Below are 22,840 nucleotides of genomic sequence, written 5' to 3' on the forward strand. Positions count from 1 at the left end.
CACTTACCACGTCAGCACCCGATACTTCACACAGTCGACTTCGTTATGCTGCAAGTACATAATAAACGACTCAAACTTTTGCTCTGGGCTGTATTTCGCTTCGACTGCATATTCAACAGTTGTGTCACCATCTTGTACCTTTTTAATGGCGCTACTAAAATCTAATGAGCTTACATCAAGTAAGCCCATCGATTTTTTAGCAAACAAAAACTCACCCACGGCCATGTCGATAGCAACGTGTGTGAGCCCTTTCGGAATCGCATCAAGATTTGTTTGATTATTAATATGATCCGTCACCTTTTTAACAGCAAAAGAAAGCAAAAAGCCATCTGTACTGGATGGCTCGTTGGTAAGTGTAATTCCGAGTGATACTAAGCGCTCTTTCACTTTTTCAAGCATAGAATCACGTCCTATTCAGCTTTTTGAGCTTCTTCGATTTTTTCGATAATGCCTTTTTCTGTTGTGGCTTTTCCGATATCAATGCTTTTTTGCTCGGCATACGCTTTCAGTTCGTCTATGGACATACCTTCAAACTGGCTATCCTGTGTATTCGTTTGCTTTTCCGCAACATCACCGATAATTTCTACTAACTTTTCATTTACATGATCATCTTCCATCTCGAACTGTTCGTCTTTTGGATGCGTTACCTCTTTATAACGAACCGGAACATCAATTACTTTAACTAATTTCATCTGTAAGCCCTCCTTATGCAATTGGCTGTGCTTGGAATACGTTATTTGCTTCTGGGAATGATGGAATAGCAGTAGATGCTGCCTTTGCCCACGTTGACACTGGATCTAAACCTTCTTCAAAGATCATGCCGATGACATTACCGACATTTGTCACTTCTTCATTACCTTGACGTAATAAGCGGCTTTCTTCTGGTGTTGGTCCGTTCAGCGTCTCGCCTAGTTGCGCATCGCCGAACATTACGAATTTGTTTTCAGGGAAATAACGCATTGTTGTATACGTCCCATTAGCGTTTTGTACACGGTATTTAGAGTCGTATGTCGCAATTGTAGGTAAACCATGTGACTGCATGAATGAATTTAAATCCGCTAACGTAGCTACACGACCGCTATCTTTGCCGAATAAAGCAGCGATGATTTTCGCATTACGTAAAATTTGACCAGTAATCTTTGTGGACGTTAAAGCGCGTGTTGGCTTTTCATCTAACGCATCGGACCAGCGTGTAATGTCGCTAATGATATCCGCTGTATCTAGGTCCCATAAAGCCGTTCCAGTTAAAGCCTCTTTATGTTCGTTGGGCACTTTATAATCAACCGTTAATGTACCTCCACCTTCCATAGCAAGTGATAGTTGACCGTTAGCTAAAGCTTGCATACGCATAACTTCTTTTTCAGCGCGCACATCACCAACAGCACGATCAATTAAATTAAATACACGACCCATTAACACTTGTTGTTCTTGTGGTGTACGAGGGAATTGTAATGCAATTAAGTCCTTCTCTTTGATTTGGTACTTCTTTTTAATGTAAGCAGCTTCAAGTGCTTGTTCACCGAATTCAACAGAACCAATTTCCGCTTCTGTATCAAAAGCATGAATTTTAGCGGCAACAGGAAGATTACTCGCACCTACTAAATATTCGAATTCAAGCGTGTCATGTTTCACTTCTGGGAATAGCGTTTCACCTAAGAAAGGTATAATTTTACGCTCCTTTAAATAACTAAGAACTGTTTTATGGGCAAATAACTCTAAAATATCTGGCATATCAATTTTCCACCTTTCGATTATCGGAATTTAATTTCTGTTAATGCTGTTTTCGCTTCTTCTGACGGTGCTGTGTGTAGGCGTGCTTCTAAGATATATGCCTCTACGATTAATGAACCTGGTTGCGGGCCTTGTGTTACATCAACGTCGTTGTACAAAATACCTTTCGCTGAAGCATCATTTGTAGGTAATACAGTACCAGCTCGTACAATTTTTTTTCCATTGGCATCTGCAGCTACACCAGCATCACTGACTAAAGTTGTGAATGACTGCACCTTTGAAGATGCTAAGAAGTTAATACGAGAATAATTGGTTACACCTTTTACATATGGCATGTGTATGCCCTCCCTTTAATTAATTTTCTCCCCATGGATTCGGAGCATCGGAACCGACAGCGCCTTTTTCATTGAACTGTTTAGCAAATGCACTTCCTGCATCTAATTCACCACTTGCACCACCGTCACCACCAGCAGGGCTCCACCCCTTAAATTCAGTCTTCTTTTCTTCCTTTTCAGGAACAAACAAAAAGGACTTCGATTCTTGCAATGTTTTACGTTGCTCATCCAGTCCCTTTGTAATATTTCCTTTTTCATCTAGCTCAATTTGTTCTTTGTCAAAAAGACTTAAAACTAAATCAACATCATGCACTTTACCTGTAAGCGCTAATTTTAAAGCAGTAGATAAACGCTCATCTTTTAGCTGTTTAGCATGATCTAATTTCGCCTGTGCATTTTCTTGCTGTAGGTTAGTGATTTTCTCTTGAAGTCCTTCAGCATCCACTTTCTTCAAACCTTCAAGTTGTGTATCACGATCTGAGATAGTATCGTTCGCAATTTTGAGCTCATTGACTTTATTGTCGAAATCGCTTTTTGGTACAGTCTGACCGTAACCATCTAATACAGCTTGCGCCTGTTCTTCCGTAAGTCCTAGCGCAATTAATTGTTCTTTTGTCATTGAAATAGCCTCCTTAGTGGGATATAGAAAAGTTCGTTCTTTAATGTCTACGATAAAAGACATAATAAAAAGCCGTATCGCTACGACTTAAGTTTCCATTCGATTTTTACAATTTGTTTTGTGAAAATGGTAACATCATCAAAATTTATTACATCACCTAACGTTTCAGTGCGTATCAATTTATTAACATATCGCGCCGCAATGTCCGACAACGTTTCTGTCAAGTTATTAGAGTAATAGATTATTGCACCCTCAATTTTCAAATTATCCACCCTTTCAACCGTATTAAAAATCTATATCATTACAACTATCCAAGTGAAATTCTATTGATATATAAAATAGCATCGTTTGTTGTCATGAATAGAATGTCGCCCTGATCATCAAGAAATGATATAACACTCTCATCTGTACTGATTTTAGCCACATCTTGTATAGTCTTGATTCTCTCGCCATCTCGATACACGAGCATAATTTCATAAACCAATTAACCACCTCATGCCACAAACCTCACTTCCCACTCTGGATATTTGATATTGCTAGAAATGTAATAAACCTTGCCATCTTTACCACGTGCAGCACGTTGAGATAAATCAAACTCATCATCAAAATATGGAGCTGTTGTAGTCCTACAATATGGATGAAACGGATTTGCAGTAATACCTGGCTCAAAGTCCACCATCTTGAATACCTTGCCGTCCATCGATTGACAAATATCACTGGTCTTACTGTCCAATGTAGCAATGATTTCATACTGCTCAACATCAAGTTCCTTAAATGCATCCTTTTGAGCCGATGCACTAAAAAAAGCCGATTCGGTCATAACCAAACGGCGTACTTGATTCTTTGAATTTTTCGAACCTAATTTTTGATGCACTACACTAACAATCTTTTCAGGACCAATACCACGCGCGATTGATTGAGTTAGCTCTTTGTGTAATGTATCAATCAGCAACCCTCTGTCGCGCCAAATCTTAGCGCTGAAAGTCATATTATCAGCAGTCCATGGCTTACTAATAATTTTGGTTAACAGTCGCTCATCAAGGGCTTGCATGGTGAAACCAACATTAAAAGCTTTCTGCACCTCGAACGCTGTATGATAATACTGTGATTGATAGCTTTCTTGAATAAACTGCTCAAAGCCTTTTATGTGCCCGTCATACAGTTTTTCCACATGCTGTTGTATTTGTATTCGTAGGCTTTCCAAACGCGAAATATGGACACGTGACGATGCATTTTCAAGCTGTTTCATCCACTTACCATTGAGCGCGTTCTTTTTGCCGTATTCGATATACTCGTCAACAGTCCACTGGAACTCTTTCAATTCATCAGACTTCAACAATCGTTTCGCTTCATCCAGTGAAATTTCATTGTTAGCAGCAAAGCGGTTGTACCATTTCAATATGTCCTTTTCCAGCTCGTTCATAGTTTGGATGTACGCTTTTTCAAGATCGTCATAATAAAAGATGGAGCGTTGATGCTGGGCATCTTCTAATAGCTCAAATCGTTCGCGCCAGTAATTACGTTTCTTTGCCATTTAGCTCACCTTGCTTTTGCTTGAAATGGTCATCGTAACCGTCATGCATATTCATTTCTTCTTGGCGTTCCTTCTTTCTACGCTTCAATTCTAATTCCACATCTTTTACATACGGATGTTGAGCAATCTTCGTTTCTTCGGATAAGTAAGGTGATTTGTCTAATACTTCTACGACTTCTTTTTCGTTGATTAACACATCGCGGTTAAATGTGATATCGACAGTTTCACCTTCGAAATCCCCTTGTCCGGTATTTGCTAGATGCTGATTAATAAACCAAAGAAGTTCCTCAAATGAGGCTTGGAACTCTGTCTCAATTCCGTTCGCATCAAGCTCAATATCGCTGTACATCGACTGGATATTCATTTGGTTTGGATTGTTACTCATACGCTCATCTTTTGCATCATAGCCACGACCATTTTCGATTAATGCCTTTTTAAATAGCGAAAGAATGGATTTATAGTTATCAGCATTAACCGTAATGGTCAACGTATCAACGCCACCTTTAGCACCATCAGCTGAACGTACTTTAACAGCTCCAAATTGTGCAAGATTGTGTCTGAATTGACCTAAATCCTGTCCGTCATAATTGTGAATTACAAGAATGGTGTTTCTCGCATCTTCCTGCATGTTGTTTTCAAAGTCACTAAGCATAATGTTGACTCCATCTTGCAACGATTTAACACGCTTGATCAATGGTATTTCCTTGCTGTTAAATTTAAACGGAATCAACGGGACGCGCTGCCAGTTTACAGCTTGTTCTTGCTCACCATCTGAAATTGTAATGTAAGGCTGTGTTTGAGTCGTTACATCTGGCACCAATCGACCGTTAAACCATTCGTAATAATCAACGCCCTGTGTGCTGTAAACTTCTGCTTTTTCTTTAACAACTTCTCTTTCACCTTCGTATACAGTGGTTGAATAAATACGTATTGCAAAATCAACAACGGTTTGCTCCGAATCCTGCCAAAACGGAATAATTTCATGTGGAGGGAATCGTTTGATAGTAAACTCACCCTGCTCATTGTAATAAGGGTAGAGCCACCCAATACCACCATTTAATGCATCTTGTCCGACTGCTTTTAACGTGCGATGGAAGCGACGATTAAGAACAATCTCAAGCGCTTTTAAATACGGCTTGTTTTCAGATTCCAATGTAATCGGCTTACCTAGCTGGTAGTTCACCTTTTGGTCAACAAGCTTGGCATATTGATTATCCAAGATTTTATTGTTAGGAAGGTTTTGTGCAATTTCTAACTGCCCACCTTTACCGATAATTCGGCGTTTGCGCTTTAAGATTTCTTGCTCACCCTCATAGTAGGCGTCACCGACTAACATCCACTTACGCTTTTCAGATGCTTTAAATTTACTAATTTCATTTTCTAGTAACTTAATATTGCTAATGATTTTATTTGCTCCTGCAGCTACGTGCTCATTTAAAATGTCCGTATCGGTTATTGCCCCTTGAAACGGGAAAAAACTTGTCATGTAATCACCTCTTTTTAATCGAAACTGTATGTGCTGCCGCCATCAATCTTTTCTGCAATACCTGTTGTTGCATCCGGTGCATCATCATGTTTGTTTTTACCTTCGCGCTGGTACTCGGTCATAGCTTTGAAATATTCTGGCCATCTCTCACGCCAGTTGCTCGGAAAATAAATATGATCCATCACCCATGTGGCATTGGATAATATACGTGCTTGTTTGTTTTTGCTTTGATGGAACGGCTCAACGCGTGTGAAATTTGAATTATGGTTTGTTTTAAGCAATCGTTCAACTGCTCGGGCAAACCCTCGACCACCATTATTTGATTCAATATCAGACATGTTTACCTTACCTTCGAACAGCATCTTAGCTGTGTCCGGCTCTGTTTCTTCCATGCCATCTTTTGTGTAAAGGACATCCAACACGTATGCCTCATTATTAAATGTGACGCCGTAGTTAATACTGCACAAGAAGTCAGCGCCCGTATCTGCCGTATCCGTATAGTTCTTAATCTGTTTAAACTGCAGCAACTCACCGTCATACGTCTTAAATTTGCTATACAATCGTCCTTTAACATCAATAGGCTCTTGCTGATAGTTAGCAGCTGCAATTTCTGGTCTCATTGCACGAGTTTTACTTTCGTATGATCTTTGACTTAAAATTTCATCGCATAACATTGAGCCATCTTCTTGCTGTGCCTTTAAATTGATATGACGAACTTTCTTGCCTTCTTCTTTAAAATGAAGAAGCGCTCGCCCTGCTAAATCTTTAGAGGACCAACGCGTCATGATAATTATTATTTTCCCGCCTTCTTCAACACGTGAAAGCATCGTATTAGTGAACCATTCCCAATGCTTTTCAAGGACACCTTCATTAAACGCCTCTTCAGCATTTTTGATTAAGTCATCAATAATAAGTAAAGATGCACCGAACCCTGTTGCCGTACCAGTAGGTGAAGTGGCTAGATAGTTATTGTAACCACCCTCTAAGCTCCATAAGTTCATAGCGCCATCACCTTGTTTGATGCGCGTATCTGGGAATATGTCGCTATAAACTAATTTATCCTTATCCCCTTTAACTTCGGAAATGTCATTTCGTACAGCTTTTGAGAATGTTGTTGATAGCATTTCATTATACGAACCTGTCATAATCTTTTCGTTTTGATTTTGACCGAATACAAATTTAGCGAACATAGATGCCGTGCGTGATTTCCCATGACGAGGAGGAACATTCACAATCATTACTTCATCATCTGATTCATAAAAGCCTTGCATTTCATCACACATGTAAATTAAAAAGGCTCGACTCTCTTTATAAAAAGAAGGAGCGAGCACATTGCAAAATTTGAAGAAGTTCGTTTTTGCTTCATCGAGTGCTTCTAGCTGCAGTAATGTTTCTAGCTCTAATAATTCTGCATCTGTAATCATTTTAATTTCGCCTTCAATTCAGCTATTCGTTTTTGTCGATCTTCGGTTGTCATTTCAACGACTGTGTTCATTACCTCACCGCTATGCTCTACTTGTTGTTTATCGCGCCATTCTACTGGCTTACGATTCTTTAACCAGAAGATTTGAGCGGTAACATCCGGTTGCACTTCTTTTGTGACAACTTTAGTTATATCTAATTTCATTCCACCGTTTTCTAAGTCCTCTACTAATTCCTTTGTAACCTCATCATATCGGTAACCTAAAGCACGTTTAAGCAAGGCATTTTCAACTTGACGGTCGATTACTTCCTTACCTCTTTTTAAGGCTGCCGAAAGTGCCGAAAATTTATCTCTCCACGTTCGTAATGTTGAATATGCAATGCCCATATTTTTAGCAATCTGTTCATCTGTTAGCCCATCACGTGCCCAACCCTCAATCTTAATAAGTCCTTCATCGGTTAGCCATTCGGAATACTTTCCCTTGGCACCGCCTTTGTTGACTTTCCCAATGGCTTCACCCCCTTGTGCTAATAGCTTTTTGAAATAAAAAACACCCTTATTTGGGTGCTTATATAATTCTATTAAATTCATTTAGTAATACTTCTATTTTCTTAAGTTCGTCCATGTTAAATTTCTTTTCATTTCCTGACACTAGGTTGATTACATTAGTGCGTAAATCCTTACTATTAATACAAATTAAAGCGGCATATTTATCATATTTACTTGTTTTCGAACTATAATTTTCAACAAAATTTTTCGTATCAATTGGATATCCAAAGTATACTATTGAACTAACTCCTTTATTAATGTTTAGTTTTAAATTAATATACTCATTTAACTTCCCTGCTGTACCCCTAACTTGTTTTACAGGATTATCATATGATACAACTTTAAATTCCCGAATATTATCATCATTCTTTTTTAAAGGTTCAAAAATTATTGTTTCTTCTTTATCTTCAGGGTTGTCGTAGAATATATTGTTAAATACAATAGACATATCTCCTGCATTCTTTTTTGAAATGCCATGCAATATTTTCCCTTTCCAAAATTTTGTTTCTATAACGTAGATTCCACTTTGACAAAGAATTAAATGGTCTATTTGTCTAGTCATTAATTCTTTGTCTTTAGTAATAAAAGGTATAAACACATTCCCCATAATTATCATATCTTCAGGTTGAATTTCTTGATTCTTTACAAGTTCACTCTTTAAATCGACTAAAATTTTGTGGGTAATAATTTCCCCACGATTTCGTGAATATTTTTCGAAATTTTTTATATAATCTTCAATTTTATTTAATTTTCCATCGTGTTCTTCTTTAATCTTTTGAAAGTCCTTTTTATACTTTATCGATACTGTGTTTTTGATTTCTTGTATTTTCTGATTATAATAATCCTGTATTTTCTTACCCTCTATTTGTAATTTTTCATTATACTCGCCTTTAGTAAGTTGTAATTCCTTAGAATATTTCTCTTCTGCCGTATAAAGCGTGGAAGCTAACTCATTATTGCTTGAATTTATTAATTCCTCATATTTTTTTGTGTCTCTTTTAAATTTGAAAATAAAATATAAAATAACTAAAAATAATATGGCGATTAACACTATATAAAACATATCCATCTATTTACACTCCTTTTTTCATATATTACCATAATATTAATAGCTAAATCACATTATATTTTACCGAGGCCTATTAAATTATAAAAAGCCACGCTCGAATGAACGCGACTTTTATTAAAGCAGTATTAATTTTCGAAACTCCAACCACTCGCTTCGTAAGAAGTCTTTATTAGTTCTGCATTATCTTGGAATTCTGATTCAGTCAATTTCATCGTATCAAGATAGACAGTGCAATAGCCGCCATCGTAATTAAATAATACCTCGGATACTTTAGTTAGTATGCCATCGTGGAAGCCATCATCTTCCCATAAGTCTCCAGGTCTAGGTATGCATAATAAATCCTCTTTTGAATATTCCTTACTAACTACGATAGTGTTTTCTTCAGTTTCAATAATTCTAGTAATAATAATAGGAACAGTCATTTTTCTCACCTCCCACCCTATCATAACTAAAGACAGGAGGTAATACTACCCAAATTTTGCTCTCAACAGCACGCACCCCTAAAAAAGCAATACGCACTATTCAAAGCCCTAATCAATCATAGGTTTAATGTTGCCTCCACACGCACATCTATTTGGCACAGTCTTTTTAACTGTCTCATGACCAACAATCGTATGCCCATGCTTTTTACTAATCACAGGAGCTGGTCGTTCACATTTCTCACACTGCAATACATAACGCATCGTTCTCACCCCTTTCTGGACATAGAAAAAAGAGCACTGCATAAGCAGCACTCCTGTAGTAATAATAGTAGCCTCTCGTTTATTATTGTGGTAAAAACGATTTGCTTTTGATCTTTTAAAAGGACGAAGTCATTGCATAAGAGGAATAAAACCGCTCCTACCTCCCCTTCAGTTTACATCGTATCTTCCACAAAAAATACGATTGGAACTTTTGTAACACTTGTCACATTTGTAAACCAATCCAAGTTAAATAATGAAAAAGCAAACTTATATTAGTTTGCTTTTGAAAATTACTAATATTAGATTATTTCATTCTACTGACTTTTAAACTTTTTTTATATCTTTCCAATTGTTAGGGAAACCCATTTTATCTAATACTTCATCAAGTAAAATTGTCTTCAAATTATTATCCAGTAGTTCAACTGCATATTTAATCTCGGTAAACATTTTATTAAAGTCGGTTTTTGAAGAAAGCATTTTTAAGCTTATAAGTGCAGCAAATAAATCGTTTTTACCATACAATAAATTCCCGTTAGAATCTAGCGGAATAGACAAATTAGTATGTATATAATTTGTTTTTAATTGAGGAGTATGTGATATAAAATCAAATAATCTTTCATCATGAGCACATGTATTACGAACAAGCGTCAATATACCAATTATTCCATATAGTTCATCAAACTGAACGTTTAAAATTTTTGCAACACTTCTTTGATCAGCTTCTTTCATTGTTCTATAAAACTTACTTACAGTACCGAAAGTCAAAACATTAATTAAAACCCACATAGGTATATAACCATAATCAACCATATAATGCTGTATATATTTTTGATTTTTTATAGCTCTAGCAATGTCACCTTGTATACCTTGTATCAATTTATAAATATCTTGAATAGTATTTACTTGCTTAATTTTAGCTTTTTTCTCTTGATTTGGTGTTAAACCAACAGGTATTGAGGGAACATTGAAGTTTTCTAGCTTTAAATAATTATCATGCCCGTATTTTTCTGAGAATACATACGATATTGCACTACCGAAGTTGTTTTCTATTCTTAAAATTCTTTTCAAAAAAATACTTCTTAATTCGGCATCAAAATCATACAAAGCTTTAATCTCATATAGTTCGGACCCAACCTTATACTTCTCGTTTAATGGAGTGGATAAAGCAGGGTCTATAAATAACGATTTATAACCATTGATTATTTTATAATAATTTTCTTGTTGAAGGATTCTTTTAGGTACTCCTGTCGTGGGTACTATTAAACCCCTACTTCTTAAGATTCTTAATTGTGAATTATATGTTTTGAACACTTTTGGATCCATATTAACACCCCGTATATTTTTAACATTATTGCAATTATAATCCACTAATCAAATAATGTGTATAAAAAAAGGCCCTGGGCCCGCAGGCGACCAGAGCGCGATCTAATAAGTAGATGATATCAAATAGAATAAATTTTGTCAATCACCTACTATATTAGTATATGCTTCACCAGTTATAATAATGTACCTCTAATTAATACAATTTTAAAAATGATAAAAAAATTACATCATGATATCCAAAATACGTTCACGTACTCGCTGTACACTTGTGTGGCTCATATTAAGCTTTGTTCCAATCCACCTAAAGGGCATACCCTCTAATAACCAATAGAGCACCTCTAGCTCTATATCGCCAGTTACTTTTCCAATCAAATTTTGAACAAGTAATAATTCTTCTTTTGTTTTATTAAGTCTTGCTACACGCGATGCTTTAATTTGGATATGCGCAAATACTGGATCACTATTTCCACCAACAGCTTTTGGCATGGTTGCCTCGATCCCATACTGAGTTGTTGATGCGACAGCTGAAAGAGAACCTAATTCATCCCTCATTCGAACATACTTACACATATTCTCATGATATTTTTTTAATGCTTTGTCTAGCTGAAAACGATTTATGCTGATTTGCCCTGCCATAAGATTGCCCCCTTATGTTATAATTTGATTATCCGAATAACATAAAAGGGACTTACCAAGCCGTAGCTCTGCAAAGCTGTGGCTTTTTGTATGCTATAATTTACATAAAATACATAATGAGGTAATGCTATGGACATATTATTAGGTTTATTAAATGGTGGATTAAGTGTGATAATTACAATACTGCCAGTATTAGTTTTAATGGTTGTTCTATTTGGTTGTATCTTTATTTTTTCGCTAATCTTTGTAAAACTACTTCCCGTTAAAATTTATAGATTCCTTTTGGGTTGTGTGGCTCTAGTTGCTTTTTACATTTGGGCTGTGCCAATGAATTTGGGCTTTCATGAATTTTTCAGTTCAATTTTTTAGCGCTACACGAACATACATGCTATAATACACACGTATAGTTTTGCTGACTTGAGGAGACTCAGGTCTTTTTTTATGCCCATTTACTACACATAATTTACAAAATGCTTAGTAACTATAAACGTTTCGCTATCGCTGCAATTACATTTACCGTTACACTATTTCCTGCTTGCTTATACAATTGACTGTCACTATTGACTGCTTGTGCTCGTTCAAATGCCCAATCTGGAAACCCTTGTAATCTCCAACATTCCCTAGGTGTTAATTTACGAATGCGAATACCGTCATCAATGCCAAATGTGCCACTATTTGTGGAACTTGTATTACCTTTAGTTGTTAAAGTTCCGACATTACCGTCAGATCGTTGCACTTTGTTATACATATCCCAAACAACTACACCTTGCTGGCAACCTGTATCAAGTGTATTGGCAACACCCTTCCCAACCCTACCTCGACGAGTTTGTGATCCTGGTACTGCTAAATTAATCGAATCCCCTTCATTAGCAATGTCATAACCCTTTTTAGTAGCTTCACGAATTGCTATTCCATGCCTATCTTGTGCTGTCAGCGTAAACATTGGTTCTCCATCTTCTTTAAATCTACGTCCATTTTGTCGCTTTTCCATTCGATTAGGTGTAAGGACCGGTTGAATAATTTTTAACCCTTCCCCTTTGTTCGTGGTTAATGTTGGTGATATTCCTTCATTGCTATAAACGTTGCCGTTCATACCATGCCCACTAGGATTCACATTCCCTACGTTTACGACATTATTAAACGTTCTACTTGTTGTGGTGATAGGAAATATTTCTCGTCTACTTGTTCCTCTAAGATGTCCAACAATGAACACGCGCTCTCTGTTCTGTGGGACTCCGAAGTCGCTTGAATTGAGTACTTGCCATTCCAAGTTGTACCCGATTTCATCCAGTTCAATTTGGGCCTCAAGGAAATCCCATCCTCTGTTAACCGAGAGAAAGTTTTTAACGTTTTCAATGAGTAAGTAGGTAGGCATTTTTTCGGAATCCCACTCTTTGATTTGGCGTAATCGCTTAGTGACTGCAAAAAAGAGAGAGGATCTGTTTCCGCTAAATCCTTTTTGTTCTCCTGCGACGGAGATGTCTTGGCAAGGAAATCCGAAGGTCCAACAGTCTGCCCTAGGAATGTCTCTATAGTCAATTGTTGATATGTCATGCCACGTCCACTCTCCTTCTGTGTTGTGTATTGCTTCATAGCTTTTCCTAGCAAATTTATCCCACTCAACATAGCCGACACATTCATGCCCAGCTTGTTCCATACCTAATCTGAATCCACCGATACCAGCAAATAAATCTAAAAACTTCATTTCCTCACCCTCTTGTTACTGCACATTTTCTTTCAAATGCTTAATACCTTAACCTCTGCCCTAGGCTGCATCCCATAAAATTTACGAACCACCATCTCGACAATCTGTGCATCATCATGCCAAATTATTTTTGTACAACCATCCTTTATGCCCTTAACCAAATTATCAAGATCCGGCTTAGTTGTCGGTCGTAACTCACCACTCGCAATAAGCGCTTGTTTTGGCTTTGTGTGGTACTTTTTCGGTGGGACGACAAATACATCCACCTCTAACCGTATCGACTCTTGTATAGGCTCTTGTGGCTTATTTTTCCATGCTACGAGCTTGACCAACTCTTTATAATTACGAGACTTGGGAGCGTCGTGTGTTCTGACGCCCTTACCCATTCTCGAAAATCTCGGCCTTTCCTGTGCTTGAACTGCACCTGGTACTGTAAATTTAATCATTGGTCTCCCCTTCAACTAACCACTTGTTTCTCAAATTTATATATCCCTTCAACATAAAACGGTACGTCATCTTGCAAATGGATCCGTAAATTATGTCGCTCGTATTCACAACGATAATTATGGGTATCAACATCTGCTTTTTGTTCGATACCCTTAAATTCATATACATTTCCCTCAAACTCAATTAATCTTGCTGGTGCACGATAGTTGTCGTAAATAGCTGTTTTGCTCTCATACGTAGGTGTCATCCCTGTTCCTCCCTTTTCTCAGCAATCCTGGCATTTATCAAATTTTGAAGATAGCTCAATTGCTAAGCTGCATAATATGCAGCTGTTCACCCCAACATTCGTGTATGTACGTCTAGTAGTGCCTCGAATGGAAATACATACGCGCTGATTAACTCACTTATTGCTTGATCTACCTGTTGTTTGGTCATGCTCCACCTAATTTCGCTAAAACTTTTGCACGTTCTGCTTCAAAATCAATCGGTTCATTCGCCTTTTGTTGTGTCGCTGCTGATTCAGCTTGATGTTTACCAAACCATTCAGGAATGTTTTCTGTGCGTTGATTACCATGCGAACGATTCTTTTGAGCTCTCTGTGCTTCAAACTGAGCTAATAAGGCATCTACGTCTTTTAAGGACTTAACGCCTTTTGAATGCCATTTCTTTAAGATTCCCTCTGCATAAGACCAACTGATGCTGTTTCGTTCCATTGCGATTTGCATAGCGTGAATGACAAGCTCGTCAGATAAGTCATTACACCAGCCAACAATCTTTTCACGGGTAATGTCATTCATGGTTAATCCAAAACCATTTTGAGCATAAAAATTAAAAGGATTTACTACTGCTACAGAAGAAGGCGAAGCCGATTCTTCTTTTAGTAGTTCTTGTTCTTTATCTATTTCTTTATCTATTTCTTTATCTATATCTAATTCTTTATCTATTCCGTCACGTGACGTCACGCTAACGTTACCCTCGTTATTTTGTGACGACTCGGGAGCTTGTAAAGCCTGTTGTTTCTTACGTTCACGGTACTTTCTGTTACGTTCAGCAGTTTGTAAACGAACCTTTTCCATGCCGTCAATGTTTTGGTGCTTCTCCCAATTTGAAATGCATACACGTTCATTTTCATCAACATCAATCATTCTGTAACGTTGTAAAACTTGTATTGCATAACGTACTTTTTCGAGAGGTCGATTAAAAATGATTGCCATTTCTTCTACATTCATTGGGATATCTTCGGCGATCATAATGTAACCGCTGCAATTTACTTTTCCAGCATAGGCGAGTAGCTTCACCCAAATTATCAAGATGCCATCGCCCTCAGGCATACGTTCGATAAGTTTAATTTTTTCATCATCGAACATATCCGTTTTAAGTTTTATCCAAGTGATTTCAGCCATTGCCCTAGTCCTCCTAGTAAACTCTCCGTGGTAAAACCCCAATTGTCATTTCTTCGTTCTCTAAAATAAATATCCGTAGTGCTCCTTGGAAGAAAACAGTGATATTTTCATCAGCAGAAAATTTAACAAACGCTTCTAAAGCTTCCAATAAATATAATGGTGTAAACGAAAGTATATTTTCACCGTCAAAGTGCTGCTCAATATCTAATTCAAAACCATCCAACTTTATTTGAATACCAGGTACCGAAAGTTCGATAGATTCTTTTGTAAACGAAAATCTCACAACTTCAAATTTGCTCGATTTGATAAACTTAAGTGCAGTAATTAGATGCATTGCATCTCCTTTAGACAATTTAAAAGAAGCTTGTAACTTTTCACTAACCTCTACTAATTTCGCTAATTCTGGAAAGTTGTAACCTTTGATCAAATCCAATGTTTTATGGTTCAGCATCAAATTATCTTTATAAGAATGAATGTTTTTTAATATGATCACTCGATGACTGTCGGTAGCTTGAATTTCTCCATTTTCTTTTAAAGCCACATAAGTTAATGCTGGCCTACTTTGTGATGTAGCCACAAATTTCTTCGCTACATCTAATGCTGGGGTTAACCTTTCGCGACCTACCACTTCGATTTCATTTTTTAATGCTACTGCCATATGTTTTGCCCTCCTATGGTATATAAATCATTTTGCCCGTTGCCCTTGCGACTGCTTTAAAAATGCGCTCCACGTTACTGTTGTTGTCTGATAAGTGGAGCAAGTGTATTTCTTCAACTTTGCTTAAATCGTTAGCAGCAAAGAAGTTTAATAGATTTTCAAGTCCAAAGTGCGACCTCATTACACGTTTTCTCATTGCCGGGTGTATACGGCCACTCTCAACATTTTCGTCCAATGTTTGTTGATCGTAATTGCACTCAATCATCAAATGTGTAAGACCACTGAATTTGTACTTGATGTAATAAGTATCAGTAGCAAATAAAAGCTTGTCCCCGTTATCTGATTGAAGCAGGAAACCTAGCGGCTCGTTCACATCGTGCTGTATATCAAACGGTAAAATCGTCCATGTACCAATGCGGAACTGATCTTTGCTTTTAATGACGCGAATTTGCGCATTATCTAAGCCCATGCCGTCTTTTGTGCCTTGCGACATATAAATTGTCATACCACGTTTCAAACAGCCCTCTACGCCTTTGCAGTGGTCCATGTGCTCGTGCGTTACTAATACGCCAGCTATATTGCTAGTTTCGAAATTTACGCCCTGCTGAATTTGCTTGAATGAAATGCCTGCCTCCAGAAGAAGTTGGGTGCTGCCATCACTAATGTGATAGCAGTTACCTTTACTTCCCGTTGCAATTGTTTTAATTTCAATCATTAAAATTCTGGACCTTCATTATCTTTTAGAAGCTCCTGTTGCTCGTATTCAGCGATTACTTGAGCATCTGGAATATGCGTTACTGGCTCTGATTGTTGTTTAGTTGGCTTAACATCTAATATTTCTTGATTAGCGTTCTGCGCAATTTCCTGCTGAATATTTTCTTCTGGTGTAATGTCTTTACGTTCATTTTCATACTCATTTTCAGTTGAATTATTTATCGATTCGATTAATAAATCACTGTCATCCGATGTATTGATAAATGCCTTAGCAGCTCGATTAATTACTGTTCTCTTTGCCATTTCTTGCGGGAACTTTTTATGAACAGCTTGGGATGTTTTGCTTTGCCCCCAAGACGCCTCGATTTCCTTTTTAGTCATAACAGTTAAGATTTCTTCATCATCTGCCGTTTTGACAATTGCATACGCTCCTAAAATTTCCTTATCACGATTTTCGAAAGCAGTTTTGTGACTAATTAAACGTTCGCGACCATGATAATTTTCATAATCGAATACATCATCTTGATAGATAACGTTTGCCCATATGTCCTTCACTCCACTTAAACGTTTGAGCACTGATTGTGTCCCGAAATATGAGCGAAGCATTTGTAACTGGGTACCATACACCACAAAATAGCATTGTGTTTTAGCTGGGCTTAACCCTTGCACCGTCATATCCAATAGTGCGTTAGCAATAGAATCTTTACTACATACTTCTAATGCCGGACGACCTGATTTATCCTTCACTTCTTGAAGTTTGAAAAATGCTGATTTTAGAGAGTTACTAGCGTTATAATTTTGAGGGATTACTAGCCCTTCTTGCTGCAACTCACCTAATTTACCGTTGACTTGGTCTGTAATATCTTTTTGAATGATTGCTACTTGATTTGACATATTAAATTTCCCCCTTTTAATCGCAATAGCTACGGTTGCAGTGAGGGCAACCTGTAACTAATTGTGTTTTTGCTTCATCAACTGAAATTCCACGCATGATCGTTTTTGTTGAACCATCATATAGGTGATATTCCTTTGGCAATTCTTCATAAATATTTTTGTTGCAGTTCCAGCAACTACCCGATTTTGGAGCAAAATGAGGAGCTCTAGTTTCTTTACAGTATTCCGATTGAGCCTTTACGCTTTCAATGACATTGAATGTTTTTTCAGACATATTAGATAGCCTCCGTTTGCTTAGAAATACTTATTGAAGTATTCGAATCAATAGTTCGAACCGACACACCAACTTTTTTCTCGAAAAATTCTTGCGCTTGTTTTGCGTCTTTTGCGTAAACTATCGCAATTGAAACAGTTGTAATTTCTTCTTGAACAATGAAAGGTTTTATTTTCGTCATATTAGATAGCCTCCTTCAGTTCGAATGGATCCAATTCAACGCGCAACTGCTTGTCCTGTTCACTCACAATCAAGCTAATAAGTTGAGTGTCCACATCGATAAACTTGGTTACAGCCTCGGCATTGTCCACGAAAATTGGAGCAAGGATACCATAATGAGCTGAAAGTGTATTGATAATGTCTAAGCCCACATTGATCTTTGCAGCGTTATTTAAGCCCGAACCGTATGGCACACCACTGTAAAGCGTTTCGCATACTTCATTTAAGCCACCGTTGACCTGCTCCTCAAATAACTTGAAGCGTGCGTATTTAAACTTGCTATTAATGCGCTCTGTAAGCATTTCAACCTTCTTGCGTGTGAATGTTTCGATTAGATATAAGTTACCTTCCAGTTGCTCAAATTCAGCAGCTAACCGTTGCTGGTCAGCTTCTAATTGAGTGATACGTACTTTACTAGCTTCCACATTCGCAAATTGAGCTAGTTCGGCGTTAACCTCTCGCTTTTGCTCTTCCAGTTGGCGAATATTCGCATCAATATCTGCAACAACCTCATTTGCATTTGATTTCATTTTTGCAATTTCTTCGTATGTTGCAGTCATTTGAGCAGTTAATTGTTTGTGCTGATCTGCTGTTGTTACATCCGGAATCGTCGATTGTGCTTGCTGTAATTTGTCATTAAATTTAGCAAACTCCTTTTTTGTTGTAGCTAATTTTTCGTTAAGCTCCATTGATTTCGGTGTTACCGTTGTTTCAAGCTTCGAATTAATTGCTTGAATTTGTCCGCTGAAATGAGCGTTATGACTTGCCAATGCTTTACCTTGGTCGTTGATTAAAGCGAGCTTTGCTGTACGTTGTTCGTTGAATTGTGCTATAGCTTCGTTTCGTGCCGCTTCAACTTGTTCAGCTGGTAAGGATTGTTTACATGTTGGACATTCGTTACAGTCATCCTCATGAACAAATCCAGTAGCTCTCACCTGTGAATATTCTGCCCGCTTTTCATTCGTCACTTGTTCATTTTTAGAAATGGCGAATACGGCTTCCTTAATTTCTCGCTCTGCGGCTTCTTTCTCCATATCGTTCATACGAATTTCCGATTTGATAATTTGGATATTGCCTTGCAGCTCCTGTAAGCGCACTTGGAGCTTATGAATTTCCGTTTTGCTGTCCGATTCAAACGTGCGCTTAAATTCGTTCAACTGCATTTCAAGCTCCTTTAATTGGTGCTGCCTGTCCAATAATGCAGACCCATTTGTTACAGAGTAGCGCTGGTCTTTTAAGCCGTTGATTTCTGTTTCTAATGAAGCAACCTGTTCTTTTAATGCACCCACATCCACCGTCATTTCTGGAATCATTTTGTGGATTTCGTCGATGCGTACAGGGATTTTATCAAGTTCGTCATTGATTTTCTTTCTCTTTTCTGCAATGACTTTTTTCATAGCCTCAATAGATTTTCCGCTTAGTACCTCATTTAATTTTGCTAATGCCGAATCCGATGCAATTACGTCCTCGTCCGATATATCACCGCAAATTTCAATTAGAATTTCACGACGTTTTTGCCACTTTAATCCTTCGTTAAAATACGTAGGAGAAGTTAACAATTTGAAAGTTTCTTCTTCTACAATTTCTTCAATTTTGGAAACATACTCATTTTTTTTAGCTGGAACACCATCTACCCAATAAGCTGTTGTATAGCCGCCGAATTCTTGATGAGCTTGGCCACGTTTTTTAGTCCACTTTTCTTTGTAAACTTTTTTCAACTGGACCTCGACGCCATCTACCAAAAATGTCCCCTCAACCGTGTGCTCCAAGTTATGCACTTTATGCCCCGAACCCGTTAACGTTTGAATGGCAAATTTTGAATCGTTGTTAGAATCCTTGTCAAAAAGCAACCACAAGAACCCGTCAAACACTGTTGTCTTTCCTGTTGCATTGTCACCGTAAATACGTGCATTTTCGCGTTTTACATCCACGTTCAATAACGAAATGCCTTTAAAGTTGCGTAATTTCATTACGACTAATTCGATTTTTCTCATATAATGTTTCCTCCTGTGATATAATCATTTTAAAAATAATGTTTAAAAGCTCATGACCACTGTTGGCGCAGTGGTTTTTCTGTTTAAAAAGGGGCATTTGCAAGATATTGCTCGCTAAGGATTACCCCGAAAACCAAAACTCCATCGATTACAGTTGAAATCCGTTTACAGCCATCGTCGTAAATTTCTTCCGATAAATCTAAACCCTTTAATTCAGCTAAGTTGTTCACTTGGATTTTTGCTGGTCCAACTTGATTCGTAGTAACTGATACTACGTTGTTTAGATCTAAGCGCTTGATAACACTTAATGCCTGCACGGTTTTTTCTGCTACTGACATAAAATCACCAACTTTCCGATGGACCATCCCATCAAGCAACTTAAAAGTTTAGGAGAAAGCGCAATGACGGGCGCTCTTTTAAGCTGCTTGACGAGAGCGAGCGATGTGCTCGCACTGTCTGATATTATTTAAGGTCGTACACCGTCGTTATGGCTTGACCGTAAGTCTTACGTTCCAAGATATTTATCGCATCCATAATTTTGTGAATTGCTTGAGCTATCTCGTTATCGCGATCAACTGCGTATATTTCGTATAAAGCCATTGCTTCATTTTTTAGATTATTTATGATTTCAAAAGCCGCTTGTTCTTTCACTTTTCAACCTCCGTATGTTATAATTGCGTTAAATAAATGACTTTTCTCTTTTATTAAAGCCGTTGATTGGTCCAACAATCAGCGGTTTTTTATTTGCCCCGAACTGACTACTAAGCGTTGCTGAGTTGTTAATCGTGACCAGCTGTATAACCATTTCAACATTAAATCCCTCCTACTATAATCACTGCGTTTAGAGCCATTAATAAACTTGCTACAACTACCAATAAGCAAACTATGTCTGATTTTGAAGCTTCTGCATCTTCTTCTAAAAAGTAATTGCGTATTTTCTTCAACATCGCGTGACCTCCTATATAAAGAATGAAAAGCGGATAAATGCTGGTACTAAAGATAAAACCTGTGTTGCTTGTGCGAATATATCTGCGCCAAATAAGATCATTGCTGCTTGTATCTCGCTATTTGTTAGAATCGCCCAATCCTTAAATGTCCCTATACCGATTTCTTGCTCGTTATTTTCGATTTTTGATATTGCTGATCTTGACTTAAACAATTGGTCAGCAAGCTGTTGCTGTGTTAGCCCAGCTTGCTGACGGAATTGTTTTAGGTGCTCCCCATACATAAATTTCACCTCCTTGTTCGAAAATCGAACACCTTCCAAACTGTTCTAATAAAGAACACACAACCATGTAATTTTTAGTTATTATCTAATTAGCAAGTTAACTTGCTATTGAGCTATTGCCCTAGCTCTTCTATAAAAGCCGATTGCCCTCGGCTATGATTATTCGCCTGATGCATTGGCAACGGATAGCCAGTTGTCAATTGCATCTAGGTCGAAAATTAAAATACGTTCCGTTGGTTTAATATGTGGAATACCTTTAGTGCGTATTAAACGATAAATTGTAGACTCTGACATTGGTGTGCCAGTCTCTGCGAGATACTCCACCAACTTTTTTGCCCCTCGAACTCTTCGCAATTTGTTCCCTCCAATCTAAGGCGCTGTTATAGCGCCTTACTCCACTAATTTGAATTGTGCTTGTTTATTAGCTGCCTGAATATCGATTGCAAGTGTTGTATCTGGACGCCAGATTTCGATAAATTTAACCCCTTCATTAAAGCGCGCCTTTGGTAAATCCATTGAGCGAGGTAAAATGAAGTGTCGTTTAAAGTCGCCCCATAATTTTGCAAATACTTTTCGACTTAATTTTTCGTAAGCTAACGATCCGTATCCACCTAACTCTTGTAAAACCTTTGCTTTCCCCTGCTCTTTAAGGGCATATTCTTGGCGACCATCGATGCGCATTGAATCCTTTAGAAAAGAAACTTCTTCTTTTATCCCTTTAATATCTTGATAATTTTTGAGCGATGTTTGTAAGGCTAGCTCTACTGGATCAGTGGGAACTTGTTGATTGATGTGTTGCTCCATCGCGTTAAAACGTTCGATGTATTTGACTGCAAATTGAGTGCCCTTTTCGCCAGTCATGCGAGTACCGTATAATTCACAACCCTTCTTTGTTAAAAGGAAACAAGGAAGCTCTTTGTTTTGTGCATTCGTGTATGTTGATTCGATGAAATAGGACTGCACAGTTTTGTGCTCTCCTCCTAAATGGTAATTAATTGTACGAATATCTCTCATTACTGAACGATGTTCACGCCCTACCATTTCTGCGACTTCTAAACTTGAAATGTTACGCGGTAATTGATTCATGATAAAACCTCCTGTTTTTTATTTTCCAATCTCTGTTATGCTAGTTGTTTCGTACAAGAATCTTGTACATTGTACCCGAATAAAAAAGCAACATCTTCATTTAAAATTTCTGATACCGCCAATGCAACTTCTAAACGCGGTTTAGAATAACCTGTTTCCCAATTTGATACTGCCGCCTTGGTTACAATACGCAGCTCTTTAGCTAACTCTGCTTGAGTTAGATTTTTACTTTTTCTTGCATTTATCAAGTTCAAGTTTTTCAAACCATTCACCTCCCAAGGTATGACTAACTTGTACTTTTATATTAACAACAAGTTTCTCATACGTCAACAACGAAGTGTGAGTTTCTTGTACTTTTTATTTATTACTTGGTTATTATTTTGTGGGATAGTACAATTTACTTGTACAAAGGAGTGGAAAATATGTTAGATCATAGATTGAAGGTTGCTCGAAAGGCTAGTAAACTTACCCAAGAACAACTTGCCGCAAAGGTACAAACAACAAAAGGTACAATTAGTAATTATGAAAATGGTTACAGCACTCCTTCAAATGAAATGCTTGTACTTTTAGCTAAAATATTAAATACCTCAACGGATTTCTTATTGGGAAGTTCTGATATTATGAATAATGATGAAAAAGAGTTTTTAGAATTCGCAAACAACCCTTCTTTACAAAAATGGTATAAAGAATTGCCAAAATCGAAAGAGGAAGATTTGGAGAAGCTCCGGATGATGTGGGAAATTATTAAAACTGATCAAAATAAGTAGGCATTCCAGTTCACTGGTTGCCTTTTTTCTTAAGTATTGATGTAAAATTATTCAATTTTTATG

Annotated in this window: 34 protein-coding genes; 2 read left to right on the forward strand and 32 right to left on the reverse strand. The window is 37.5% G+C overall.

What is annotated here, in order from left to right; all coding sequences use genetic code 11:
- Positions 1–3 precede the first annotated feature (3 nt).
- From ACQKIH_RS08845 to ACQKIH_RS08910, 14 genes are all read right to left on the reverse strand, one after another.
- Positions 4–399, reverse strand: coding sequence for a hypothetical protein (locus tag ACQKIH_RS08845; protein ID WP_427765163.1), 396 nt, complete (start codon positions 397–399; stop codon positions 4–6).
- 11 nt (positions 400–410) lie between these two features.
- Positions 411–692, reverse strand: a complete 282-nt coding sequence (locus ACQKIH_RS08850) for a hypothetical protein (protein ID WP_427765165.1) — start codon at positions 690–692, stop codon at positions 411–413.
- Positions 693–705: 13 nt separating this feature from the next.
- On the reverse strand, positions 706–1,731 hold the full coding sequence (locus tag ACQKIH_RS08855) for a major capsid protein (RefSeq protein WP_427765168.1): 1,026 nt from the start codon (positions 1,729–1,731) through the stop codon (positions 706–708).
- Between the two features lie 20 nt (positions 1,732–1,751).
- The gene (locus ACQKIH_RS08860) at positions 1,752–2,066 is read right to left on the reverse strand and encodes a hypothetical protein (RefSeq protein ID WP_427765170.1); all 315 of its coding nucleotides are present in this window, start codon (positions 2,064–2,066) and stop codon (positions 1,752–1,754) included.
- A gap of 19 nt (positions 2,067–2,085) precedes the next feature.
- A complete protein-coding gene (locus ACQKIH_RS08865) occupies positions 2,086–2,685 on the reverse strand; it encodes a phage scaffolding protein (protein WP_427765173.1) in 600 nt (199 codons plus the stop codon).
- Between the two features lie 493 nt (positions 2,686–3,178).
- Positions 3,179–4,219 (reverse strand): minor capsid protein, encoded by a 1,041-nt coding sequence (locus ACQKIH_RS08870; RefSeq protein WP_427765175.1) that lies wholly within the window; start codon positions 4,217–4,219, stop codon positions 3,179–3,181.
- Positions 4,203–5,705 (reverse strand): phage portal protein, encoded by a 1,503-nt coding sequence (locus ACQKIH_RS08875; protein ID WP_427765177.1) that lies wholly within the window; start codon positions 5,703–5,705, stop codon positions 4,203–4,205. Before ACQKIH_RS08875 ends, ACQKIH_RS08870 begins: the two co-directional genes overlap by 17 nt.
- 14 nt (positions 5,706–5,719) lie before the next feature.
- Positions 5,720–7,129 (reverse strand): phage terminase large subunit, encoded by a 1,410-nt coding sequence (gene terL, locus ACQKIH_RS08880; protein ID WP_427765179.1) that lies wholly within the window; start codon positions 7,127–7,129, stop codon positions 5,720–5,722.
- Positions 7,126–7,719 (reverse strand): transposase, encoded by a 594-nt coding sequence (locus ACQKIH_RS08885; protein ID WP_427765182.1) that lies wholly within the window; start codon positions 7,717–7,719, stop codon positions 7,126–7,128. Before ACQKIH_RS08885 ends, terL begins: the two co-directional genes overlap by 4 nt.
- Complete coding sequence (locus ACQKIH_RS08890) at positions 7,697–8,746, reverse strand: nuclease-related domain-containing protein (protein ID WP_427765184.1); 1,050 nt, start codon at positions 8,744–8,746, stop codon at positions 7,697–7,699. Before ACQKIH_RS08890 ends, ACQKIH_RS08885 begins: the two co-directional genes overlap by 23 nt.
- Positions 8,747–8,871: 125 nt before the next feature.
- Entirely contained in the window at positions 8,872–9,168 is a 297-nt protein-coding gene (locus ACQKIH_RS08895) for a hypothetical protein (RefSeq protein WP_427765187.1), read from the reverse strand.
- A 108-nt stretch (positions 9,169–9,276) separates the two neighbouring features.
- On the reverse strand, positions 9,277–9,429 hold the full coding sequence (locus ACQKIH_RS08900) for a hypothetical protein (RefSeq protein WP_427765189.1): 153 nt from the start codon (positions 9,427–9,429) through the stop codon (positions 9,277–9,279).
- Positions 9,430–9,753: 324 nt separating this feature from the next.
- Positions 9,754–10,752, reverse strand: coding sequence for an Abi family protein (locus tag ACQKIH_RS08905; protein ID WP_427765192.1), 999 nt, complete (start codon positions 10,750–10,752; stop codon positions 9,754–9,756).
- Between the two features lie 222 nt (positions 10,753–10,974).
- Entirely contained in the window at positions 10,975–11,388 is a 414-nt protein-coding gene (locus tag ACQKIH_RS08910; RefSeq protein ID WP_427765195.1) for a hypothetical protein, read from the reverse strand.
- A 129-nt stretch (positions 11,389–11,517) separates the two neighbouring features.
- Between ACQKIH_RS08910 and ACQKIH_RS08915 the strand changes: the two genes are divergently transcribed.
- Positions 11,518–11,757, forward strand: coding sequence for a hypothetical protein (locus tag ACQKIH_RS08915; protein WP_427765197.1), 240 nt, complete (start codon positions 11,518–11,520; stop codon positions 11,755–11,757).
- Between the two features lie 112 nt (positions 11,758–11,869).
- Here ACQKIH_RS08915 and ACQKIH_RS08920 read toward each other — a convergent pair whose 3' ends face one another.
- From ACQKIH_RS08920 to ACQKIH_RS09005, 18 genes are all read right to left on the reverse strand, one after another.
- Positions 11,870–13,093 carry a DNA cytosine methyltransferase gene (locus ACQKIH_RS08920; RefSeq protein WP_427765200.1) on the reverse strand — a complete coding sequence of 408 codons (1,224 nt, stop codon included), beginning with the start codon at positions 13,091–13,093 and terminating at the stop codon, positions 11,870–11,872.
- Positions 13,094–13,125: 32 nt separating this feature from the next.
- Positions 13,126–13,554 carry a RusA family crossover junction endodeoxyribonuclease gene (locus ACQKIH_RS08925; RefSeq protein WP_427765203.1) on the reverse strand — a complete coding sequence of 143 codons (429 nt, stop codon included), beginning with the start codon at positions 13,552–13,554 and terminating at the stop codon, positions 13,126–13,128.
- On the reverse strand, positions 13,551–13,787 hold the full coding sequence (locus ACQKIH_RS08930) for a hypothetical protein (RefSeq protein WP_427765205.1): 237 nt from the start codon (positions 13,785–13,787) through the stop codon (positions 13,551–13,553). The genes ACQKIH_RS08925 and ACQKIH_RS08930 overlap by 4 nt, the downstream gene beginning before the upstream one ends.
- 184 nt (positions 13,788–13,971) lie before the next feature.
- The gene (locus tag ACQKIH_RS08935; protein WP_427765207.1) at positions 13,972–14,943 is read right to left on the reverse strand and encodes a phage replisome organizer N-terminal domain-containing protein; all 972 of its coding nucleotides are present in this window, start codon (positions 14,941–14,943) and stop codon (positions 13,972–13,974) included.
- A gap of 13 nt (positions 14,944–14,956) precedes the next feature.
- The gene (locus ACQKIH_RS08940; RefSeq protein WP_427765210.1) at positions 14,957–15,601 is read right to left on the reverse strand and encodes a hypothetical protein; all 645 of its coding nucleotides are present in this window, start codon (positions 15,599–15,601) and stop codon (positions 14,957–14,959) included.
- A gap of 13 nt (positions 15,602–15,614) precedes the next feature.
- Positions 15,615–16,316 (reverse strand): MBL fold metallo-hydrolase, encoded by a 702-nt coding sequence (locus ACQKIH_RS08945; protein ID WP_427765212.1) that lies wholly within the window; start codon positions 16,314–16,316, stop codon positions 15,615–15,617.
- Positions 16,316–17,209, reverse strand: coding sequence for a recombinase RecT (locus tag ACQKIH_RS08950; protein WP_427765215.1), 894 nt, complete (start codon positions 17,207–17,209; stop codon positions 16,316–16,318). Before ACQKIH_RS08950 ends, ACQKIH_RS08945 begins: the two co-directional genes overlap by 1 nt.
- A 16-nt stretch (positions 17,210–17,225) precedes the next feature.
- Positions 17,226–17,483, reverse strand: coding sequence for a hypothetical protein (locus ACQKIH_RS08955; RefSeq protein WP_427765217.1), 258 nt, complete (start codon positions 17,481–17,483; stop codon positions 17,226–17,228).
- Position 17,484: 1 nt separating this feature from the next.
- Positions 17,485–17,664: a hypothetical protein gene (locus tag ACQKIH_RS08960; RefSeq protein WP_427765219.1), complete on the reverse strand. Its 180-nt coding sequence runs from the start codon at positions 17,662–17,664 to the stop codon at positions 17,485–17,487.
- Between the two features lies 1 nt (position 17,665).
- Positions 17,666–19,696, reverse strand: coding sequence for a coiled-coil domain-containing protein (locus ACQKIH_RS08965; RefSeq protein ID WP_427765221.1), 2,031 nt, complete (start codon positions 19,694–19,696; stop codon positions 17,666–17,668).
- Between the two features lie 83 nt (positions 19,697–19,779).
- On the reverse strand, positions 19,780–20,034 hold the full coding sequence (locus tag ACQKIH_RS08970) for a hypothetical protein (protein ID WP_427765223.1): 255 nt from the start codon (positions 20,032–20,034) through the stop codon (positions 19,780–19,782).
- A gap of 124 nt (positions 20,035–20,158) precedes the next feature.
- Positions 20,159–20,347, reverse strand: a complete 189-nt coding sequence (locus ACQKIH_RS08975; RefSeq protein ID WP_427765225.1) for a hypothetical protein — start codon at positions 20,345–20,347, stop codon at positions 20,159–20,161.
- A gap of 28 nt (positions 20,348–20,375) precedes the next feature.
- Positions 20,376–20,501, reverse strand: coding sequence for a hypothetical protein (locus tag ACQKIH_RS08980; RefSeq protein ID WP_427765227.1), 126 nt, complete (start codon positions 20,499–20,501; stop codon positions 20,376–20,378).
- 7 nt (positions 20,502–20,508) lie between these two features.
- A complete protein-coding gene (locus ACQKIH_RS08985; RefSeq protein ID WP_427765229.1) occupies positions 20,509–20,643 on the reverse strand; it encodes a hypothetical protein in 135 nt (44 codons plus the stop codon).
- Between the two features lie 11 nt (positions 20,644–20,654).
- On the reverse strand, positions 20,655–20,924 hold the full coding sequence (locus ACQKIH_RS08990) for a helix-turn-helix domain-containing protein (protein ID WP_427765232.1): 270 nt from the start codon (positions 20,922–20,924) through the stop codon (positions 20,655–20,657).
- A gap of 159 nt (positions 20,925–21,083) precedes the next feature.
- Positions 21,084–21,278: a helix-turn-helix transcriptional regulator gene (locus ACQKIH_RS08995; protein ID WP_427765234.1), complete on the reverse strand. Its 195-nt coding sequence runs from the start codon at positions 21,276–21,278 to the stop codon at positions 21,084–21,086.
- A gap of 36 nt (positions 21,279–21,314) precedes the next feature.
- Entirely contained in the window at positions 21,315–22,010 is a 696-nt protein-coding gene (locus ACQKIH_RS09000; protein WP_427765237.1) for a Rha family transcriptional regulator, read from the reverse strand.
- A 35-nt stretch (positions 22,011–22,045) separates the two neighbouring features.
- Positions 22,046–22,282, reverse strand: coding sequence for a helix-turn-helix transcriptional regulator (locus ACQKIH_RS09005; RefSeq protein ID WP_427765239.1), 237 nt, complete (start codon positions 22,280–22,282; stop codon positions 22,046–22,048).
- Positions 22,283–22,432: 150 nt separating this feature from the next.
- On the opposite strand from ACQKIH_RS09005, the gene ACQKIH_RS09010 reads away from it, so the two are divergent.
- Positions 22,433–22,777 (forward strand): helix-turn-helix domain-containing protein, encoded by a 345-nt coding sequence (locus tag ACQKIH_RS09010; protein ID WP_427765241.1) that lies wholly within the window; start codon positions 22,433–22,435, stop codon positions 22,775–22,777.
- The last annotated feature ends 63 nt before the right edge of the window (positions 22,778–22,840 follow it).

This window comes from Solibacillus cecembensis, assembly GCF_050272495.1.
GTDB lineage: Bacteria > Bacillota > Bacilli > Bacillales_A > Planococcaceae > Solibacillus > Solibacillus cecembensis.

Excerpts from the sequence above, each read along its gene's own strand:
- ACQKIH_RS08845 (WP_427765163.1), bottom strand. The coding sequence starts at position 399 with ATGCTTGAAAAAGTGAAAGAGCGCTTAGTATCACTCGGAATTACACTT.
- ACQKIH_RS08850 (WP_427765165.1), bottom strand. The coding sequence starts at position 692 with ATGAAATTAGTTAAAGTAATTGATGTTCCGGTTCGTTATAAAGAGGTA.
- ACQKIH_RS08855 (WP_427765168.1), bottom strand. The coding sequence starts at position 1,731 with ATGCCAGATATTTTAGAGTTATTTGCCCATAAAACAGTTCTTAGTTAT.
- ACQKIH_RS08860 (WP_427765170.1), bottom strand. The coding sequence starts at position 2,066 with ATGCCATATGTAAAAGGTGTAACCAATTATTCTCGTATTAACTTCTTA.
- ACQKIH_RS08865 (WP_427765173.1), bottom strand. The coding sequence starts at position 2,685 with ATGACAAAAGAACAATTAATTGCGCTAGGACTTACGGAAGAACAGGCG.
- ACQKIH_RS08870 (WP_427765175.1), bottom strand. The coding sequence starts at position 4,219 with ATGGCAAAGAAACGTAATTACTGGCGCGAACGATTTGAGCTATTAGAA.
- ACQKIH_RS08875 (WP_427765177.1), bottom strand. The coding sequence starts at position 5,705 with ATGACAAGTTTTTTCCCGTTTCAAGGGGCAATAACCGATACGGACATT.
- terL (WP_427765179.1), bottom strand. The coding sequence starts at position 7,129 with ATGATTACAGATGCAGAATTATTAGAGCTAGAAACATTACTGCAGCTA.
- ACQKIH_RS08885 (WP_427765182.1), bottom strand. The coding sequence starts at position 7,719 with ATGAATTTAATAGAATTATATAAGCACCCAAATAAGGGTGTTTTTTAT.
- ACQKIH_RS08890 (WP_427765184.1), bottom strand. The coding sequence starts at position 8,746 with ATGGATATGTTTTATATAGTGTTAATCGCCATATTATTTTTAGTTATT.
- ACQKIH_RS08895 (WP_427765187.1), bottom strand. The coding sequence starts at position 9,168 with ATGACTGTTCCTATTATTATTACTAGAATTATTGAAACTGAAGAAAAC.
- ACQKIH_RS08900 (WP_427765189.1), bottom strand. The coding sequence starts at position 9,429 with ATGCGTTATGTATTGCAGTGTGAGAAATGTGAACGACCAGCTCCTGTG.
- ACQKIH_RS08905 (WP_427765192.1), bottom strand. The coding sequence starts at position 10,752 with ATGGATCCAAAAGTGTTCAAAACATATAATTCACAATTAAGAATCTTA.
- ACQKIH_RS08910 (WP_427765195.1), bottom strand. The coding sequence starts at position 11,388 with ATGGCAGGGCAAATCAGCATAAATCGTTTTCAGCTAGACAAAGCATTA.
- ACQKIH_RS08915 (WP_427765197.1), top strand. The coding sequence starts at position 11,518 with ATGGACATATTATTAGGTTTATTAAATGGTGGATTAAGTGTGATAATT.
- ACQKIH_RS08920 (WP_427765200.1), bottom strand. The coding sequence starts at position 13,093 with ATGAAGTTTTTAGATTTATTTGCTGGTATCGGTGGATTCAGATTAGGT.
- ACQKIH_RS08930 (WP_427765205.1), bottom strand. The coding sequence starts at position 13,787 with ATGACACCTACGTATGAGAGCAAAACAGCTATTTACGACAACTATCGT.
- ACQKIH_RS08935 (WP_427765207.1), bottom strand. The coding sequence starts at position 14,943 with ATGGCTGAAATCACTTGGATAAAACTTAAAACGGATATGTTCGATGAT.
- ACQKIH_RS08940 (WP_427765210.1), bottom strand. The coding sequence starts at position 15,601 with ATGGCAGTAGCATTAAAAAATGAAATCGAAGTGGTAGGTCGCGAAAGG.
- ACQKIH_RS08945 (WP_427765212.1), bottom strand. The coding sequence starts at position 16,316 with ATGATTGAAATTAAAACAATTGCAACGGGAAGTAAAGGTAACTGCTAT.
- ACQKIH_RS08950 (WP_427765215.1), bottom strand. The coding sequence starts at position 17,209 with ATGTCAAATCAAGTAGCAATCATTCAAAAAGATATTACAGACCAAGTC.
- ACQKIH_RS08955 (WP_427765217.1), bottom strand. The coding sequence starts at position 17,483 with ATGTCTGAAAAAACATTCAATGTCATTGAAAGCGTAAAGGCTCAATCG.
- ACQKIH_RS08960 (WP_427765219.1), bottom strand. The coding sequence starts at position 17,664 with ATGACGAAAATAAAACCTTTCATTGTTCAAGAAGAAATTACAACTGTT.
- ACQKIH_RS08965 (WP_427765221.1), bottom strand. The coding sequence starts at position 19,696 with ATGAGAAAAATCGAATTAGTCGTAATGAAATTACGCAACTTTAAAGGC.
- ACQKIH_RS08970 (WP_427765223.1), bottom strand. The coding sequence starts at position 20,034 with ATGTCAGTAGCAGAAAAAACCGTGCAGGCATTAAGTGTTATCAAGCGC.
- ACQKIH_RS08980 (WP_427765227.1), bottom strand. The coding sequence starts at position 20,501 with ATGGTTATACAGCTGGTCACGATTAACAACTCAGCAACGCTTAGTAGT.
- ACQKIH_RS08985 (WP_427765229.1), bottom strand. The coding sequence starts at position 20,643 with ATGTTGAAGAAAATACGCAATTACTTTTTAGAAGAAGATGCAGAAGCT.
- ACQKIH_RS08990 (WP_427765232.1), bottom strand. The coding sequence starts at position 20,924 with ATGTATGGGGAGCACCTAAAACAATTCCGTCAGCAAGCTGGGCTAACA.
- ACQKIH_RS09000 (WP_427765237.1), bottom strand. The coding sequence starts at position 22,010 with ATGAATCAATTACCGCGTAACATTTCAAGTTTAGAAGTCGCAGAAATG.
- ACQKIH_RS09010 (WP_427765241.1), top strand. The coding sequence starts at position 22,433 with ATGTTAGATCATAGATTGAAGGTTGCTCGAAAGGCTAGTAAACTTACC.